The sequence below is a fragment of the Paenibacillus sp. FSL L8-0470 genome, assembly GCF_038008625.1.
Lineage (GTDB): Bacteria > Bacillota > Bacilli > Paenibacillales > Paenibacillaceae > Paenibacillus_AQ.
Genome location: NZ_JBBOZM010000001.1, coordinates 1954410 through 1972826, shown reverse-complemented (window position 1 = coordinate 1972826; position 18417 = coordinate 1954410). Strand labels below are relative to the sequence as shown.

The 18417-nt window shown below is 52.0% G+C and carries 14 protein-coding genes; 1 reads left to right on the top strand and 13 read right to left on the bottom strand.

Translation table 11 applies throughout. The annotated features are described in order from the left end of the window. Positions 1–372: 372 nt before the first annotated feature. The 12 genes from ptsP to NST99_RS08965 all read right to left on the bottom strand — a co-directional run bounded on the left by ptsP (position 373) and on the right by NST99_RS08965 (position 15659). Complete coding sequence (gene ptsP / locus NST99_RS09020; protein WP_341091170.1) at positions 373–2085, bottom strand: phosphoenolpyruvate--protein phosphotransferase; 1713 nt, start codon at positions 2083–2085, stop codon at positions 373–375. Further along, positions 2078–2353 carry an HPr family phosphocarrier protein gene (locus NST99_RS09015; RefSeq protein ID WP_038599075.1) on the bottom strand — a complete coding sequence of 92 codons (276 nt, stop codon included), beginning with the start codon at positions 2351–2353 and terminating at the stop codon, positions 2078–2080. Before NST99_RS09015 ends, ptsP begins: the two co-directional genes overlap by 8 nt. Before the next feature lie 97 nt (positions 2354–2450). Further along, positions 2451–4511: a glucose-specific PTS transporter subunit IIBC gene (ptsG, locus tag NST99_RS09010; RefSeq protein WP_341091169.1), complete on the bottom strand. Its 2061-nt coding sequence runs from the start codon at positions 4509–4511 to the stop codon at positions 2451–2453. Positions 4512–4760: 249 nt separating this feature from the next. Further along, a complete protein-coding gene (gene glcT / locus NST99_RS09005) occupies positions 4761–5633 on the bottom strand; it encodes a glucose PTS transporter transcription antiterminator GlcT (RefSeq protein ID WP_340893829.1) in 873 nt (290 codons plus the stop codon). 124 nt (positions 5634–5757) lie between these two features. Next, on the bottom strand, positions 5758–7371 hold the full coding sequence (locus NST99_RS09000) for a hypothetical protein (RefSeq protein ID WP_341091168.1): 1614 nt from the start codon (positions 7369–7371) through the stop codon (positions 5758–5760). Further along, positions 7364–8074 carry an ABC transporter ATP-binding protein gene (locus NST99_RS08995; protein WP_341091167.1) on the bottom strand — a complete coding sequence of 237 codons (711 nt, stop codon included), beginning with the start codon at positions 8072–8074 and terminating at the stop codon, positions 7364–7366. Before NST99_RS08995 ends, NST99_RS09000 begins: the two co-directional genes overlap by 8 nt. A gap of 75 nt (positions 8075–8149) precedes the next feature. Then, a complete protein-coding gene (locus NST99_RS08990; RefSeq protein WP_341091165.1) occupies positions 8150–9709 on the bottom strand; it encodes a flotillin family protein in 1560 nt (519 codons plus the stop codon). After that, positions 9709–10245 (bottom strand): protease, encoded by a 537-nt coding sequence (locus NST99_RS08985; protein ID WP_341091164.1) that lies wholly within the window; start codon positions 10243–10245, stop codon positions 9709–9711. Before NST99_RS08985 ends, NST99_RS08990 begins: the two co-directional genes overlap by 1 nt. A 231-nt stretch (positions 10246–10476) precedes the next feature. After that, complete coding sequence (locus tag NST99_RS08980; RefSeq protein ID WP_341091163.1) at positions 10477–11640, bottom strand: iron-containing alcohol dehydrogenase; 1164 nt, start codon at positions 11638–11640, stop codon at positions 10477–10479. Between the two features lie 170 nt (positions 11641–11810). Further along, on the bottom strand, positions 11811–13391 hold the full coding sequence (locus NST99_RS08975) for a UDP-glucose--hexose-1-phosphate uridylyltransferase (protein WP_341091162.1): 1581 nt from the start codon (positions 13389–13391) through the stop codon (positions 11811–11813). A gap of 98 nt (positions 13392–13489) precedes the next feature. Next, positions 13490–14479 (bottom strand): UDP-glucose 4-epimerase GalE, encoded by a 990-nt coding sequence (galE, locus tag NST99_RS08970; protein ID WP_076111435.1) that lies wholly within the window; start codon positions 14477–14479, stop codon positions 13490–13492. Between the two features lies 1 nt (position 14480). Next, positions 14481–15659, bottom strand: coding sequence for a galactokinase (locus tag NST99_RS08965; RefSeq protein ID WP_341091161.1), 1179 nt, complete (start codon positions 15657–15659; stop codon positions 14481–14483). Between the two features lie 222 nt (positions 15660–15881). On the opposite strand from NST99_RS08965, the gene NST99_RS08960 reads away from it, so the two are divergent. After that, positions 15882–16748 carry an AraC family transcriptional regulator gene (locus NST99_RS08960; RefSeq protein WP_341091159.1) on the top strand — a complete coding sequence of 289 codons (867 nt, stop codon included), beginning with the start codon at positions 15882–15884 and terminating at the stop codon, positions 16746–16748. 584 nt (positions 16749–17332) lie between these two features. Here NST99_RS08960 and mgrA read toward each other — a convergent pair. After that, positions 17333–18337 carry an L-glyceraldehyde 3-phosphate reductase gene (gene mgrA, locus NST99_RS08955; RefSeq protein WP_341091157.1) on the bottom strand — a complete coding sequence of 335 codons (1005 nt, stop codon included), beginning with the start codon at positions 18335–18337 and terminating at the stop codon, positions 17333–17335. Positions 18338–18417 lie beyond the last annotated feature (80 nt).

Genomic DNA, 18417 nt, shown 5'->3' with positions numbered 1-18417 from the left:
CCACCATCCCCCTGTTCTCCGCCATATTGCCGGATAACGGTTTACTTCACTTAAATCCAACTATTTCCACTACGGAAGAAATTAATACTTGCACAGATCTGCAAGTAAAGTCTATAGAGTACTGTCTTTCTTTTGAATCATAATATAATATGTAACACTATGTTCACAGGTTTGGGTTCCACCTGTTTTATGTGCCCACATTCTATTATCGGCTGCTGCGCCCATGCATTTGAGCTTGTCCTTATAAAAGAAAGCACGAACAACAGGTGATGTACTGCTGCCGACAACAAAAAAACGGCCTCCTATAGAGGAGGCCAGCAGTAGTTGGAAGAGTGAATTGCCTAAACGGATAATGCAAGATAGCTTTGCGAATTACTTCACGCTGCTCTGCACAAGTGCAGCAACTTCCTCGGCGGTGCCAAGCTGAAGTGCTTTGGCAGCCATTTCCTTCATGTCTGCAGCGGACAGCTTGGAAATCTGGCTGCGTGCAGGCAGGATGGAGGTTGCGCTCATGCTGAACTCATCAAGGCCCAGACCGAGCAGCAACGGAATCGCTGTGCTGTCGCCAGCCATTTCGCCGCACATGCCGGTCCATTTGCCTTCAGCATGGGCTGCGTCGATAACGATTTTGACCAGACGCAGGATCGCCGGATTGTAAGGCTGGTACAGGTAGGATACCCGTTCATTCATACGGTCGGCAGCCATCGTATATTGAATAAGATCGTTGGTACCAATACTGAAGAAATCGACTTCTTTGGCGAACTGGTCCGCCAGAACCGCCGTTGATGGAATTTCTACCATGATGCCCAACTGAATGTTGTCCGACACTTCCTTGCCTTCTTCGCGCAGCTTAGCCTTTTCTTCCAGCAGCAGATCGCGGGCTGCACGGAATTCGCCGAGCGTAGCGATCATCGGGAACATGATGCGCAGGTCACCGTGGGCACTTGCTCTAAGCAACGCGCGCAGCTGGGTGCGGAAAATATCTTGACGGTCCAGACACAGGCGGATCGCACGGAACCCAAGGAACGGGTTCATTTCCTTCGGCAGCTCCAGGTAAGGCAGCTCCTTGTCGCCGCCGATATCCAGTGTGCGCACAACAACCGGCTTGCCGTTCATGTTCTCAAGCACGGCGCGGTACGCATTGTACTGAATTTCTTCGGAAGGCAGCTTGTCGCGGCCCATGTATAGGAACTCGGTGCGGTACAGACCTACACCTTCGCCGCCGTTCTCGATCACACCGTTCACATCATTAGGTGTGCCGATGTTGGCAGCCAGTTCTACATGTTTGGCGTCAGCCGATACGGTCGGCTCATCGCGGAGTTTTTTCCACTCGGCGATTTGCAGATCATAGGCTTCCTGCTTAGCTTTATATTCGGCGACTTCAGCATCGCTCGGGTTGATTAGAACATCTCCGCTCAAACCGTCGACTATCACCAGATCTCCCGCCTTGACTTCAGACAGTACATTCTTGGTGCCGACCACCGCCGGAATTTCCAGGGACCGGGCCATGATGGCCGAGTGCGAGGTGCGTCCGCCGATATTCGTCGTGAAGCCCTTCACGTATTTACGATTAAGCTGCGCCGTGTCGGATGGAGTCAAATCCAGGGCAATGACGATAACCTCTTCATTGATTTCCGCAGGACTTACATAGTGAATACCCAGCAGGTGGTTCAGGATGCGTTTGGTTACATCGCGCATATCAGCGGCACGTTCCTGCAGGTAAGCACTTTTCATATTTTCGAACATTTCGATAAACTGAGTGGCGACTTCATTTAGGGCATAGTCCGCATTAACCGATTCCTCGCGGATTTTATCCATTACGGGACTGATGAGTTCGGGGTCTTCAAGAATCAGCAGATGGGATTCGAAAATCTCCGCCTTCTTCTCGCCCAATTCAGCGAGCGTGCGCTCCTTAATGCCCTGCAGCTCGCCCTTGGATTTCTCCAGGGCGCTCTCCAGTTTGGCAATCTCGGCTTCCACATCGCTTACAGCAGTCTTCGTGATTGTATAATCCGGATGTTCCAGGATAAATGCACGGGCTACGGCAATACCTGCTGAAGCCGCGATTCCTGAAATTTTATTCATGGAGCTCTCCCAGCCCTTCTTTAATCATCACATCTTGCAGTGCGCTCAGTGCTTCCGCTTCTTCACTGCCTTCAGTAATCAGACTCAAAGTATCGCCGGCTTCAAGACCCAAAGACAATACGCCGAGAATGGATTTAAGTGTTACTTTTTTACCTTTGGCTTCCGCGAATGCTTCTGTGCCTTTAAACTTTGTTGCTGTATTTACCAGCGCTGTTGCTGGGCGTGCGTGAATTCCGTCTTCGTCAATAATTCTGAATGTTTTTTGCATGATAATATCCAACTCGCTTTCTGTTAATTTGAATGTTTGTCTTATGTGAAGGCCGCGCTCCCTTCATTATAAGGGAAGCGCTATGCCAATGCACATGTTACTTAATGCTGATGATGTCTTTATCGCCTACAGCCACCTTACCCGGCTTCTTCAAGGTAACCGTAGACCCTTCAGGCAGATTAGAGAAGATGACCGGTGAAATAACGGAAGGCGCATGGGCTTTCACGTATTCCAGATCCACTTCCATAATCGGCTGTCCTGCAGCTACCAGGTCGCCTTCTTCTACAAGAATCGTGAAACCTTGGCCTTTAAGCTTTACAGTATTAACACCAATATGCACGAGCACTTCCTTGCCGCCGTCGGACATAATCCCGATGGCATGCTTACTCGGGAATACATTGAACACTTTACCGTATACCGGTGAAGCAATCTTGCCGTCATCTGACAGGAAGGCGAATCCGTCACCCGTCATCTTCTGGGAGAAGACAGCATCTGGAACCTGCGTAATATCAAGCAGCTCGCCATTTACCGGGGACACGATGTCCTCAGGAATAATTGCTGCGCCTTCTTCACCGGCCTGCTTCTCAAGCTCAGGCTGCGGTGCGGCAGCAGCTGAAGCAGCTGGAATTCTGCCGTTCATGACATCCTGTATCTGTGACTTGATTGTATCTGAACGTGTACCAAAGATCGCCTGAACGTTATTACCAACCTCAAGCACACCGGAAGCACCCAGCTTCTTCAGCCGGTTCTTATCTACGCCTGCCTTATCCTTAACCTCGACGCGGAGGCGGGTGATGCAGGCGTCCAGATGGGTGATGTTTTCTTTGCCGCCCAGTGCGGACAAAATGTTGCGCGGCAGATCATCACCGCTTGTAGATACATTCCCCGTGCTGACGTCTTCCGAATCATCGGATGCATCTTCACGGCCCGGAGTTTTCAGATTGAACTTCCGGATGACATAGCGGAATCCAAAGTAGTAAATCACGGCAATAACCAGACCTACCGGGATAACCAGCCACCACGCAGTACGGTTCGGGATAATACCGAACAGCACATAGTCGATAAAGCCGCCGGAGAAGGTCATTCCGATCTTAACATGAAGGATTTGCATAGTCATAAAGGAAAGACCTGCAAAGACAGCATGCACTGCGAACAGAAGCGGAGCTACGAACAGGAATGAGAATTCCAGCGGCTCTGTAATCCCTGTCAGGAAAGAAGTAAGGGCTGCAGAAACCATTAAGCTGCCGACAATCTTCTTGTTCTCAGGTTTGGCTTCATGGTAGATCGCCAGCGCCGCTGCCGGCAGACCGAACATCATGAACGGATATTTACCTGTTGTAAATGTACCCGCTGTGAAATCCACCCCGTCGCGCAGCTGCTGCATGAAGATCCGCTGATCCCCGCGTACCAGTTCACCGGCTTTATCGACATAACTTCCGAATTCATACCAGAACGGTGAATAGAAAATGTGATGCAAGCCGAAAGGAATCAGTGAACGCTCAATGACACCGAAGATAAAGGCCGACAGCGTCAAGTTCGTGTTGATCATGCTTTGCGACACATAGTTCAGGCCGTGCTGGATCGGCGGCCATACAGCCGTCAATACAAGTCCAAGAATCAGGGAGGTTACTGCCGTCATAATCGGCACAAACCGTTTACCCGCAAAGAAACCGAGATACGACGGCAATTCTATGCGGAAGAACCGCTTGTACATCGACGCGGCCAGTATCCCGACCAGAATACCGCCGAAAACCCCTGTCTGCAGCGTCGGTATCCCCAGGACACTGGAATAGGAGAAATCCTTCCAGGTCAATACATAAGCGTTAATGCCCAGTACCGTTCCCATGGTTACATTCATGACAAGGAATCCGATGATTGCCGCAAGACCGGCAACCCCTTCACCACCGGCAAGACCGATGGCTACCCCGACCGCAAACAAGAGCGACAGGTTATCAAAAACAATCTGTCCCGAGTTCATCAAAACGTTGGCAACGGCCTGAACCCCGCTGTTTTCCAGTGCCGGTACGTATTGAAGGAAATCAGGGTTAACCAGCATGTTGCCGATCCCGAGCAGCAAGCCCGCCGCAGGCAGGATGGCTACAGGAAGCATAAGCGCTTTACCGACTCTTTGCAAAACGCCAAACAACTTTTTGAACATTTAGGCCACTTCCTTAATAGTAAATTTCACAAACAGGAAACCAAAAAAGACATGAGCAACACAGCATTTAGGTTTGTCTTCTAACACTAAGGTTAGATTGCCCCAGCTTGGGGCCTGACAACCAAAATACTGTAAATCACTCATGCCTGATCGTATCAGTTACACGTAGGTATTCTGTTTTATTGGAACAGGGAACATTGTAGCACCGATTTTTTGAAGTTGCAAGCATGTTTTTGTAAGGGGTTCATTTCAACCCTCATGCTGCTCCATATCCTCTTCATCCTCTTTCTTCTGGGCCAGACGCTGCAGATGAATAGTCAGATAGCTCACTTCAGCCGGATATACCGGAATACGCACCCGCTGCTCAATGACCTTAGTCAGCTTCCAGGCCAGCATGTACATTTCAGGATATTCGCGCTTCATTAACCCGTCCAGAGAAGAAGTCTCCCGCACACTCTCACCACGGCGCAGTCTTTCCAGAACAAAACGCAGGTGAGTGACCAGCCGGGAATAATCCAGGGAATCCCGCGGAACATGATAACTCAGATTATCCTCCACCAGCCCCACGAGGTCACCGATCAGCACGGAATGCTGCTTCACCTCGGAGATATGACGGTTGCTCAATGCGCTTACAATATGCAAAGCGACAAAACCGATCTCATCAAAAGGCAACGTTACCCCCATCGCCTGATTGATCCGCCCGACCGCATATTCGGCCAGACTGTATTCCTCAGGGTAAATTTCCCTGGTTTCGTACAGAAACGGATTATGTATGGCGATATCTTGTTCATGACGGCGGATGGCAAATGAAATATGGTCAGTGAGTGCAATATGAATATGTTCATTCAGCGGTTGGCGGCTGCTCTGCATGATATGCAATACAATCTCCTGAACTACCTCGATCAGCTTCTCGTCCACCTGCGGAACGAGCTGCTTGTATTGCTCCTGTTCCTCCTGGCTGCGGAGAATAAACATCTTCTCCACAGAAGACAGACTGATCCGGTCACGTATTTTCCGGTTAAAGCCTATGCCCTTGCCGATCACCACAACCTCGGCGTATTGGGGATGCTCGGCAATAATCACATTGTTATTGAGTACCTTAGCCACTGTTATGCTGCTCACTGCTTACACCTCTTTGAATTCTGAATACCTTTGCCGCTGCGGCAGCTGCATAACTTGACAGCATGTGTAGATTATACTTGGCTACCGCCATAACATCAAGATTTCGAATGTGGAAGAGGCTGGATCATTTTACCCGGAAGGTTCTGCCCGAGTATTTATAGACCAGGAATAGGGCAATGGTCATGTAGGCTACCGTGGTCAACAGTACCATTCCTGCAAAATAAGCCGGAGTGCTCTCCAAGCGGAGGCACACAATGGTTGCAGCCAAGACAATGCTGTTGACAATGGTGAAGAACGGGTTCTTCAAATTCAGCTCTGTGCTGTAAGGCTGGAAAATATAATACATGAACAAGTGATGCACGGAGAAGAACAGGGATAGGCCGAGGATAGCCCCGCAGAAACCAGCTGCATCCGCAATCCCCCAGTTTTCATCCGAAAGTAGAATGAGCAGATTCACAGCTATACAAATAGCTCCGGCCGGAATCAAATTCAGAGCGGTTATTCTCAGCAGCCGAATCCGGAAATTGCTCAGCACCGCCGTCCGTTCCCGATAGAATCCATACCGCAGCAGACTAAGGTCGCAGTTGTAAAACATCGCTTTGCAGACCTTCTCACCGATCGAGGTAAAATTCATAATAAATACAAAATAAGAAAGGCTGCCGATTAAAAAATGTGACATCTTGGTAAACATTGCCGGTGAGACCATCATCGACAGCAATCCGGCTGCGAACAATACGCCAATGATGAGCATACGCCGCTGAATCGGCTGTATTAAAAAACGTTTATGCCGGGAGAAAAAGATCGCATTCAGGTAAGCATAGCCGCTTTTCCCCTGAAATTGGCCGGGACTCAGCTGTTCCGCTGAAAAGTCCTTTTCTTTCGTCTCGACATCCTTCACTCTCGACTCCTTCATCATACGCCCCATATCCAGCAGCGGATCGTCTATTTTGCTCACGGCATCAACCGCGCTGCGGTAACGGGGATAACGTGCAATATAAACGGCGGCAACCACTCCTATAGCCGCAATGGCTAAACCCGCCGGCAGGTTGAACAACGCAGCGCTGTCCACGAAGGACTCTTTTGCATACAGCAGAGCATAGGCAAGCGGAAATCCTATGCCTATGACGGTCCACACCCACCCTGTTTTTTTGACAAGCACAATGTCTGTACGGTCGAAAAGCCATAAATGCAGCGCCTCACTGCCCAAGCGCCAGGCAGTTAACAGCAGGGCAAGCAGCACTCCCTGCCAGACCGGAGCCTGCAGCAATGAAGCGAAGAGGCACATGGCCGGTATATAGTAAACAAAGAAACTGAAGGTCCGAAGCGACAGAGTAGCGTGCATGTACTGATCAGCAGGCAGCCGCATCAGCTTCACACAAATATATTTGTCCCGCTTCGGTTCCAGGATGACCGCATTTGAAACTGCCGCTACGACGCAACTGATTATGACCAGCACTTGCAGATAGAGCTGATACTGTTCAGCAGTCGTCAGTTCCTTGCCGATTGTGATCACCGGCCAATAGACTACAATTCCCAAGTAAGCGAATTTGGTCAGAAAGCCCCATATTATCTTCAGAATAAGCACGATTACAGTCAGCGTCTTTTTGAGTCCTGTCCGGGAATACAAGTCATTCTTAGCCATCTTCCCAATTACCGGCAACCGCTGGAGATAATAGATCAGCCGGTTCGCCCCGGATGCGCCCCTGATATCCAGTATGGTGTTCAGCGTCTTAATCATTGCTGCCCTCATCCTTTAGCAAGGTTATGATTCTCTCCTCGAATTCCGGACTGTGCAGGGTGTCGGCAGGAATCTCCTGGAGTGTCCCGTTATTCAGGATAACGAGCTCGTCGCACAAGTCGGCTGCAAGCTGCAAAATATGGGTGGAGAAAATAATGATATGATCCTGCTTCATCTCCCGCAGCAGCTTTTTGATCTCCAGTGCCACCACAACGTCAAAAGAAGTCAATGGTTCGTCCAGCAATATCAAGGGCGGACGTGTAATGATAAAGCAGAGCATTTGGATCTTGTTCTTCATGCCATGAGAATACCCTTTGATCAGCCGGTGGCGGTCCTCCTGCTCAATCCGGATAATGTCGAAGTAGTCTTCGATGTTTTTGCCAGGTTCAATCTTGTCGCGGTTGATATCCATATAGAATTTCACAAACTCATAGCCTGTAAGAAATTCCGGCAGGATGGGCAAAGAAAATACATACCCGATATCCGCCTCGCGGAGCGGACTGCTCACGTCGTTTTCCCGTAAAAAAGCCCCGCCGCTGTCCATTCCGATCTCCCCGCTCAAGCAGTTGAACAGCGAGGTTTTACCGGCACCGTTGCGGCCCAGCAGACCGTAAATCTTGCCTTTTTCAAAAGTGTAGTCAATGCCTTTGAGTACTTGTTTATCTCCGAAGCTCTTACGGATGTTATCCAAGAGCAGCTCCATGCGAAGTTCCCCTCTCTCCATAAAATTCAAGGTATGACAGGCAATTGCGCCTGTCATACCTTGAGTTATCCCGCATTATCCTTCAAGTTTATCAGTTGGAACCACTGGCACTGCAGGTACTACCGGTACCGCAGGTGCAACCGATACTGCCGGTCTGTGGTCCGGAGTTCCCGTTTTTCCTTTAGTCAAACCTTTTATCAACGCCTCTACATCAATTCCCGAGACACTCTTCAGCATTTCCGGTGCCGTCGACATCAGCTGGGTCACATAATTGCTGACCCGGGCCGCTCCTTCACCGTTGCCCGTATCCACCACAGTGAGCTTGTCGATGGATGCCAGCGGCTCGGCAATTTTACCAGCCAGTTCAGGCAGCATCTTCACGATGATGTCGAGCACGGCAGCTTCGCCGAATTTCTGGAACGCTTCGGCCAGCTTCTCTTTGGCTTCTGCTTCTGCGAGGCCGCGCAGGCGGATAACTTCGGACTCCGCTTTACCTTTAGCCAGCTCTGCGTCGGCTGTTGCCTGGCCTTCCAGGCGTTTCTGCTCGGATGTTGCCTTCGCCTGGGTCTCAATGCTGTACTGCAAGGCATCGGCTTCGCGCATCCGCTTGGCCTTATCGGCTTCCGCCGCCTGTTCCACTGCGTAGCGGTCGGCTTCCGCTTTCTTCTTCACTTCCGCATCATACTGCTTCTCGCGCACCTGAATTTCTTTGGATTGCAGGTCGATCTCGCGTTCCTTGCGAACCAGTTCGACCTTCATCTGCTCTTCCACCACCGTCTGCTTGGCGCGTGCCTCCTGGATGTGATAAGCCTGATCGGCTTCCGCCTTGGCTGTATCCTGATCCCGTTTAAAGGCTGCAACCTTCAGCTGATTGTCCTTGGAGGCTTCGGCGATGTTCGTATCCCGCAGCAGTTCAGCCTTCTGCCCTTGCTCCTCGGCGTTTGCCTTCTGGATCCGCGCATCCCGCAGCGCTTCCGCTTCAGCGATTTCCGCATCCCGCTTCACTGCAGCAATCCGCGGTTTACCTAGAGCTTCCAAGTATCCATGCTTGTCGCGCACATCTTTGATGGTGAAGGAGACAATCTGCAGTCCCATCTTCTTAAGATCGCGCGCTGCTACGCCCTGAACCTCCTGGGCAAACCGGTCACGGTTGCGGTAAACCTCTTCCACGGTCATTGACCCGAGAATCGCCCGCAGATGCCCTTCAAGCACTTCCTGCGCCTCGCTCTTCAGCCCTTCTATCGGCTTGCCCATGAACTGTTCGGCTGCCGTTGCCACATCTTCTGTAGAACTGCCTACCTTGATAATAGCCACACCGTCGGCGATAACCGGCACCCCTTGCTCAGTGTATACCTCCGGTGTCGTCACATCGAGCTTATGCGAGAGCAGAGACATGAACTCGGCCTTCTGGAAGACAGGCAGAATGAACGCCCCGCCCCCGCGGACTATCTTGATTTTACGGCCCGAGCCATCATCTGAGATATGATTGCTGCCGAGAAAGGAACCGGTGACAATCATTCCTTCATCGGGTCCGACCGTCTTGTAACGCGCCCAGAACGCAATCCCAAGCACCAGTAGAACCGCTACAACCACAATAGGAATAAACAAATAATCTGGAATGTCTAACCCTAACATTAAGAATCCACTCCTTTTCTCTCTTCAAATTCAGTTACCAGCGCAACACCTTCCCGGACCTCTACCACTACAACCTTAATCCCGGCCGGGAGGGAAAGCTGCTCAAAGCTGGCTGCCGTATGCAGGCTGTTGCCTGCGCCGAACTTCACCATGATTTCGCCATAGCCCTGTGCCGGAATAGGAACGGTAATTTCTCCGATCTTGCCAGGCAGCTCGCTCATGGAGAATCCGTTTGACATCTCGCTTTTGTCCATCGGTTTGACGACTCCCAAGTAAAGAACCACCCCCATAAAGGCTGCGATCAGCAAGGACAAGGCAAGAACAGCGCCATCTTCCAGCCTGCTGTAACGCGTGAGCAGAATACCTGCTCCGCCAAATACGGTGACTCCCCCGGCCAGCACAGCAGGGTTCAGGAAATCAAAGGAAGCTACATCAAATATCCCGTCCAAAACATTGCCGATCAGATCTCCCACAATTACGCTGACTACGGCAAAAATGACGCCGAGCGCCAAACAGCCCAAATACAGCGTTTGCATTATTTTCTCCTCCCGTCTATAGTTCCGGACTGTCATACTAGTATAAACGTTCAAACCATGTCCTTGGTTTCACAAACTTGGATGATTATCTCAATATTGTATCGTGGAAGCAGCCTTGAACCCAAGCCGGCCTATGCCAACAGTTTATGCAAAAAAGCCGTCCCCATTACCGGGAACGGCTTGATTTCCTGCCCGGAGCTGCAGTTCTGCAGCTCCTTTATGATGGCGTTCTTACAGCGCCATTGTATAAATTTCTACAACATCCTCACGCTCCAGCTTGCGGAAATTACCGAACGGTCCGAAACGCACCGCTTTGTCAGCCATATTTCCGATTTCGTTGTCATTGATATCATAGTCGCCAAGGGTCTTCGGCGCACCGATGGAATCCCAGAAGCGGCGCAGTGCTTCAATGCCTTCAAGACCGGCTTCTTCATCGCTTTTGCCGGCCGGATCAATGCCGAATACGTTCACGGCCAGCTGGCGGAAGCGGGCTGGGTTCGTACTGAGGTTGTACTTCATCCATTGCGGGAAGAGAATAGCCAAACCGCCGCCATGCGGGATATCGTAGACTGCTGATACGGCATGCTCGATGTTGTGTGTTGCCCAGTCTCCGGCGAAGCCCATGCTGACCATGCCGTTCAGAGCCATTGTGCCGCAGTACATAATCGTTTCGCGCAGCTCGTAATTGTTCAGGTCCCCGATCAGCTTCGGTGCCGTTTCAATAACGGTGCGCAGCAGCGTCTCACAGAAACCGTCCTGTACAGGCGTGTTACCGTCGGTATGGAAATAATGCTCCAGAACATGCGACATAATATCTACCATGCCGTAAACGGTCTGGTCACGCGGCAAAGTGAAGGTGTTCTCGGGATCAAGGATGGAAAATGCCGGGAAGGCATGCACACTGCCCCAACCCATTTTTTCCTGGGTGACTTCGTTGCTGATGACAGAGCCGTTGTTCATCTCGGAACCCGTAGCCGCCATCGTCAGCACTGTGCCCAGCGGCAACGCGGCTTGCGGAGCAGCCTTGCGTTCCACAAAGTCCCACATATCCCCTTCATATTTCGCGCCTACCGCAACTGCCTTTGCACAGTCCAGTACGCTGCCCCCGCCTACGGCAAGGATCAGCTCAATGTTGTGCTCCCGGCACAATGCCACACCTTTATGTACAGTGGACAGACGCGGGTTCGGCTCGACTCCGGCCAGTTCGGTCACGACAGCCCCGATGGAATTCAGCTCAGCCAGCACATTATCGTACAAACCGCTGCGTTTGATGCTGCCGCCGCCGTACATCAGCAATACGTTCTTACCGAATTTCGGGACTTCGGTCTTCAAAGCCTGCAATGTTCCTTGTCCAAAAATCAGCTTGGTAGGATTATAAAATTCAAACTTGCGCATATGGGTAAACCTCCATTAGTTGATGAATGTGATGCAATTTCATATTATAGACCTCCGGCGTGCGTCATTCAAATCACAGCGGCTCCCCGTATCACGCCAAGCTGAACGAACTGTATAAGAAAAGCCCCCAAACCTGCATGGCCGGGGACATAATACTAACATTCAGTTATTTATAGGGCTCCGAAGCTCTGCACAAACCGGCGGAAAGCGGCTTGTCCTTCCGGTGTCCGTTTGTAGACCCCGGCATGCTCCAGGATATGGGTGAACTTGATACCGACCTCATTCTGCACGATTTTGACAGCCTCTTCGTGGTTGTGACCTGTGCCGAAGCGTTCGGCCAGCTCTTGTATCCACGAGGCATGCTGTGCAAGCGCGTGATCAGCTTCACTCTTCACGGCAGCCAGTAGCGGGAGATCTCCGGCAAGCACGCCTGCGACAGCATCCAGTTCTTCCTTCAGTCGTCCCGGCAGAATAGCCAGACCCATAACCTCAATCAGGCCGATGTTCTCCTTCTTGATATGGTGCATCTCCCGGTGCGGGTGGAATATCCCTTCGGGGAATTCCCCGCTGGTCCGGTTGTTGCGCAGCACCAGATCCAGCTCGAAGCCGCCGTCTTCCGCCCGCCGCACGATTGGAGTAACGGTATTATGAGGGGTTTCCACACCGTCAACTTCACTGAAAGCCAATACCTCAGCCTCAGGATCGCTGTAGGATTTCCAGGCTTCATAGAGATCGTTGCCGCATTCCAGCAGCACTGCTGGGTCCGCTCCATGCAAACGCAGGACCGACATCGGCCACTTCACGATGCTGAGGCTGACGCCCGGGTAGGAGGCATGGGTGAACGTCTGCTCTTTCGGTGCTTTCTGGATCGGGAAGGTATGGCGTCCGCCCTGGAAATGATCATGGGTCAGAATCGACCCGCCGACAATCGGCAGATCGGCGTTCGAGCCAATAAAATAATGCGGGAAAGCTTCCACAAAGCTGAGCAGACGCTTCAGCGACTCCTTGGTCAGCTTCATCGGCACATGATCGTGGTGGAATACGATGCAATGCTCGTTATAGTACACATACGGCGAGTATTGTAAGAACCAATTCTCATTGTTCAGCTTCAGCGGAATTACACGCAGGTTCTGGCGCGGCGGGTGATTCAAACGTCCGGCATAACCCACATTTTCGCGGCAGAGCAGGCATTTCGGATAGACCGGCGGAGGGAGCAGCCGGGCCATGGCGATTTCCTTCGGGTTCTTCTCGGGTTTGGACAGGTTAATCGTCATTTCGATATCCCCGTATGGTGATTCCTGCAGCCAGAGCACATTCTTCGAAATCCGGTCCATGCGGATATAGTTGGAATCAATGCTTAATTTGTAAAAGCGGTCGGTTGCCGCCTCAATGCCCTTCTCTGCCGAGAGGCTAAAGAATTGGGCATTGACTTCAGATGGCCGTGCCATCAGCAAGCCCATAATCTTCGCATCCAGCAGATCACGGTACGTATCGGTATTCTCCGGGATCAATCCGGTTTCGAAGCCATAATCAATCAGAATGTCCAGCGGTTCCTGCGGGCTCTCAAGCGGTGTTTCACTGAATTCAAGGGCATACGGCTCACTGAAGCCGAACTGGTCCAGCAGCTCATTGCGGCTATAGTCAACATCGGCAGGCTGGATCAGTTCCTGGTTCAGCGCAAACAGCACAAGCTGTTCGATGGCATGCAGCGCCTTCTCTCCGGCCGGAGCGGTATTAATATCGTTAGGCATTTAAATTCTCCTTAATGTGGTGTAGCGAGTTGTCTGCGTCCTTTTTTTGGGGGGCAGCTGGTTCAATAGAATGCCCGACTACCCCGGACAGCCAGGAGTTATTCTTCTCCGTATCCTTGCGGATTCGCTGAATGCCAGTTCCAGGCGCTCTGAATAATATCCTCAAGATCCGCATGCTGCGGAGTCCAGCCGAGAATGGAGCGGGCTTTGTCAGAAGAAGCTACCAGCACAGCGGGATCGCCGGCACGACGCTCTTGAATGACAACCGGAATGTCCAGCCCGGTCACCTTCTTGGCAGTTTCGATCACTTGTTTGACCGAGAAGCCGAGGCCGTTGCCAAGGTTGAAGATATTGCTTGCACTGCCGCTGCGCAGATAGTTGACCGCCCGGACGTGGGCGTCAGCCAAATCGCTGACATGGATATAGTCGCGGACGCAGGTTCCGTCTTCGGTCGGATAGTCTTCGCCGAAGACAGCAATGCTCTCCCGCTGCTTCAGCGCGGTTTGCAGCACCAGCGGAAGCAGATGGCTCTCCGGACGGTGGTCTTCGCCAATCTTGCCGCTGGCATGCGCCCCTGCAGCATTGAAGTAGCGCAATGCCACGTATTTGATGCCGAGCACCTTGTCAAACCAGGCCATCATGCGTTCCATGGTCAGTTTGGTTTCACCGTACACATTCGCCGGCTCTGTGCGGTCGGTTTCCTCGATCGGCACCTTTTCCGGTTCGCCGTAGGTTGCGGCCGTGGAGGAGAAGACGATTTTGTCCACACCTGCATGCTGCATCGCTTCCAGCAGACATTGTGTACCATATACGTTGTTGTCATAGTATTTGACCGGGTCCTTCATGCTCTCGCCCACCAGCGAGCTTGCGGCAAAATGGATCACCGCTTCAATCTTGTTCTCCGAAAACAGCTTGGCCAGCAGTGCCTTGTCCCGGAGGTCACCTTCATATAGCTTGCCGCCCAGCAGCGCCTCACGGTGGCCTGTCAGCAAATTGTCGATAACCACAACTTCCTCGCCCCGCTCCAGCAGCTCAGCTACTGTATGAGAACCGATATACCCCGCTCCACCTGTTACCAAAATCGCCATCTTACTTCACTCCTTTCAATTCTTCCACACCATTACCGATACCGCATACGTAGAACTCGCCGACTAGACCGGATCTGGTCGTATAGGCTTCACCAACTTCACGGATAAAGCGTTCGACATCATCCTCATGCACCAGTGATACCGTACAGCCGCCGAATCCCGCACCGGTCATCCGCGAGCCAAGGGTTCCGGGAATCCGCTGCGCTTCCTCAACCATAATGTCCAGCTCCTCGCAGCTTACTTCATACAGATCGCGAAGCGAGACATGGGAGTCATTCATATATTGACCAAACTGCTTCAGGTCATTGTTCTTCAGTACTTCAACCGAGTCAAGCACACGCTGGTTCTCTTCCACTACATGGCGGGCGCGGCGTCTGACGGTTTCATCTGTAATTTTGTGCTGATGGATTTCGAATTGCTGAGGTTTCAGCTCTGCAAGGTAAGACAGGGAAGGAACCTCCTGCTTCAAAATGGACAATGCTTCGTCACACTGGCTGCGGCGTTCATTGTATTTGGAATCCACGAGACCTCTCTTCTTGTTCGTGTTGCTGATCACCAGCTTGTAGGCGCCGGTCACAAATGGAATCAGGTTATACTCCAGCGTATCGCACATCAGCAGAATCGCGTGATCACGCTTGCCGTTGGCTACGGCAAACTGGTCCATAATTCCGGAGTTTACGCCGACATACTGGTTCTCCGCACGCTGGGACAGCAGCGCAATTTCTACTGTATCCGTATCCCCGCCCAGCAGTGTCAGGAACGCGAAGCCGGTAACCACCTCAATGGAAGCGGAGGAAGAAAGGCCCGAACCGTTCGGAATATCACCGTGAAACAAGAGATCATAGCCGCCGGAAACCGGAAGATCTTTCTTTGCCAATTCCACCATGACGCCAACCGGATAATCGATCCATTCCCCTGTTTTGGCCTTGCCGATTTCGCTGTAGTCCATGGACGCTTCGTAAGGAAGATTCGTCGATGCGAATTGAACCTTGCCGTCGCTGCGCGGGCGTACAATCAGTGTAGTTCCGAACTCCAGCGCTGCCGGCAGTACATAACCTCCATTGTAATCCAGATGCTCTCCAATAAGATTGACACGGCCCGGTGCGTAGAAGACGCGTGCCTCTTCGGTGCTCTCCCCATACTTCTCAATAAATTTGCTGTTAAGTTCCTGTATGCTCATTAGTGCCACTCCATCCTTTCGCTGCTCTTGCTTCAACTTGGAATCAGTCTTGCTGTCTTCATGGTTATATTATAATAAAATCAGACTTGCCCTGATAATGCAATCATGTGTGCAATGCATGGATAAATGTGACTTCCGTGTTATAATCGGAGGACGGGCATTTCCAGCGATTACCCGTTCCCAAAGCGGTGACAGCGTTAACTCCAGAAAGGAAGCTTCTTCGTGAAACATACTTATTCCGTAGGGTCAAATCCCGTCTATTATGATAAGCAAAATCTGCATGTACTGTTTGCCGGCGAAAGCCAGACCTTGCCGCTGCACCAGGCCGGTCCAAAAATCTATGACTATTACCTGCTTCACTTCATTGAATCCGGCTCCGGGACCTTCCGCACCGAGCAGCGCAAATATGAGCTGGGACAAGGCGACTGCTTCCTGATCCATCCCGGCCAGCTGGTCAGCTATCTCTCGGACGAGAAGCAGCCCTGGCGCTACCGCTGGGCCGCTTTCACCGGCGCGGAAGCCGACGCGCTTGTGCTCCAGACCGGCTTCACGCCGCAGAAGCCGGTGCTCTCCACCGCCGAAGGCAGTGTCATCCCCGCCGCGATGGCCGGGATGATGCAGGCGTTTTACGCCAATAAGGAGAGCGCCCACCTGACTTCACTCGGCTATCTGTATCTGATCGTCGGAGAAGCCGCTGAGCGGCATATCTCCTCCTCCAGGCTGTCGGGGGCGGAATCACAGGTCAAGCGCACCGTGAAGCAGATGATCCACTATATGGCTTCCCAATATGCTCACCCGGTCTCGATTGAGCAAATGTGCGGCAGCCTCGGCTATAACCGCGCTTACCTGTCGCGGATCTTCAAGCAGGAGACCGGTCTCTCGCCGGTGACCTATCTGCTTAAGCTGCGCATCGAGAAATCGCGCCAGCTGCTGCGGGAACGTCCAGAATTATCCGTAGAGCAGGTTGCAGCATCCGTTGGACTGACGGATGCCTTGTATTTCTCCCGCCAGTTCAAACGCTTCTGTGCCCAGTCCCCAACCGCTTACCGCATCTCAACGTCCAGACCCGGGGAGAAGCAGCAGCCTTGAGATCTGTTGTATTGGGGCCAGAATTCTGTACACCATCCTGAACCCAATAAGACACTGCGGCTCGCGCTAGCCGCGTTGATCTCAGTCCACCGGCACCTGCTGAATTCTGTGCACCTTGCCGTGGCACGCGCTGAACCCTCTCACCGTATTGTGCGATGCGCTGCCACACGGTATCAAGCTGATTAGTTAACCCCTTATCCCTCCGGAGATAACATGCTGCAAACCGACTCCATAGCCACTATTACGCTGATCCACCTGTCTTTTACACAAATTTGGACCTCAGAGGCGTTATTTTCCAATATTGCGCGTGTTCTGCCACTTTTCAGATAAAATAACGGCTATACGGTCCGTTTGTGTAAATTTTGGATGTTTCTCCCTGAAATAACGTCCCCACAGTCCGATTCACCCCCCACTTCATCCCCCTCTATTCCCTAGGTTATGTCCTATCCCTTTCCCAGGTTATGCCCTATTCCTAATTGTCCAACTACAGCAACAGCCCGTCTTCCGGTCAGGAAGCGGGCTGTGCAGCAATAGGCCCCTAAACGGGATGCATATGGAGGCCATACATGTAGTGGATGCGAAGCTTACACATCACTCTCTGTTTTGAGGATGGTCTCGATCCGATCCAACTCCTCCTGGGTAAAGTCTGCATGGGTCAACGCGGCGATGTTCTCTTCGATCTGGCTCACCCGGCTTGCGCCAATCAGTGCAGAGGTCACTTTGCCGCCGCGAAGTGTCCAGAGGAGCGCAAACTGGGCCAGACTTTGGCCGCGCGTGACAGCCATCTGGTTAAGGGCGCGGATTTTGCGCTGCACCTCTGGCGTAATCCGGCTTTCATTCAGCGCGGTGGACGGACCGGCCGCTCTTGAATCCTCAGGGATACCATTCAAATATTTATTGGTCAGCAGGCCCTGGGCCAGCGGAGTAAACGCAATGCTGCCGACACCGTTCTCTTCCAGCACATCCTGCAATCCACCTTCGATCCAGCGGTCCAGCATCGAATACCTCGGCTGATGTATCAGGAGCGGAGTGCCGAGACCCTTCAGAATGCTGATCGCCTCCACGGTCTGCTCCGCCGTGTAGTTAGATAATCCGATATATAGCGCTTTGCCTGACCGCACGGCATAATCCAGCGCGCCCATCGTTTCTTCCAGTGGTGTCTCCGGGTCCGGACGGTGAGAATAGAAAATGTCGACATAGTCCAGTCCCAGCCGTTTCAGGCTCTGATCCAGACTGGACAGCATATATTTGCGTGAACCCCATTCCCCATAGGGTCCTGGCCACATGTAATATCCCGCCTTAGTAGAGATCACCATCTCATCACGGTAGGGGAAAAGGTCACGGGCGAGCACCTTGCCGAACAGTTCCTCTGCCGAGCCTGCGGGCGGGCCATAATTATTAGCCAGATCAAAATGGGTAATGCCGAGATCAAACGAACGGGTAATCATCTCCCGGCCATTCTCATAAGTGTCGATCCCGCCAAAGTTATGCCAGAGTCCCAGTGATATCGCCGGAAGCTTCAGTCCCGATCTGCCAGAGCGGTTGTATTGCATAACTTCATACCGTTCATCGCTAGCCACATATACCATTGCTTATCCCTGCCTCTCGTATCCTCAGTTGTCACATCACCCTATTTTAAACCACTGGCGGCCATTGTAATCTTGTAATC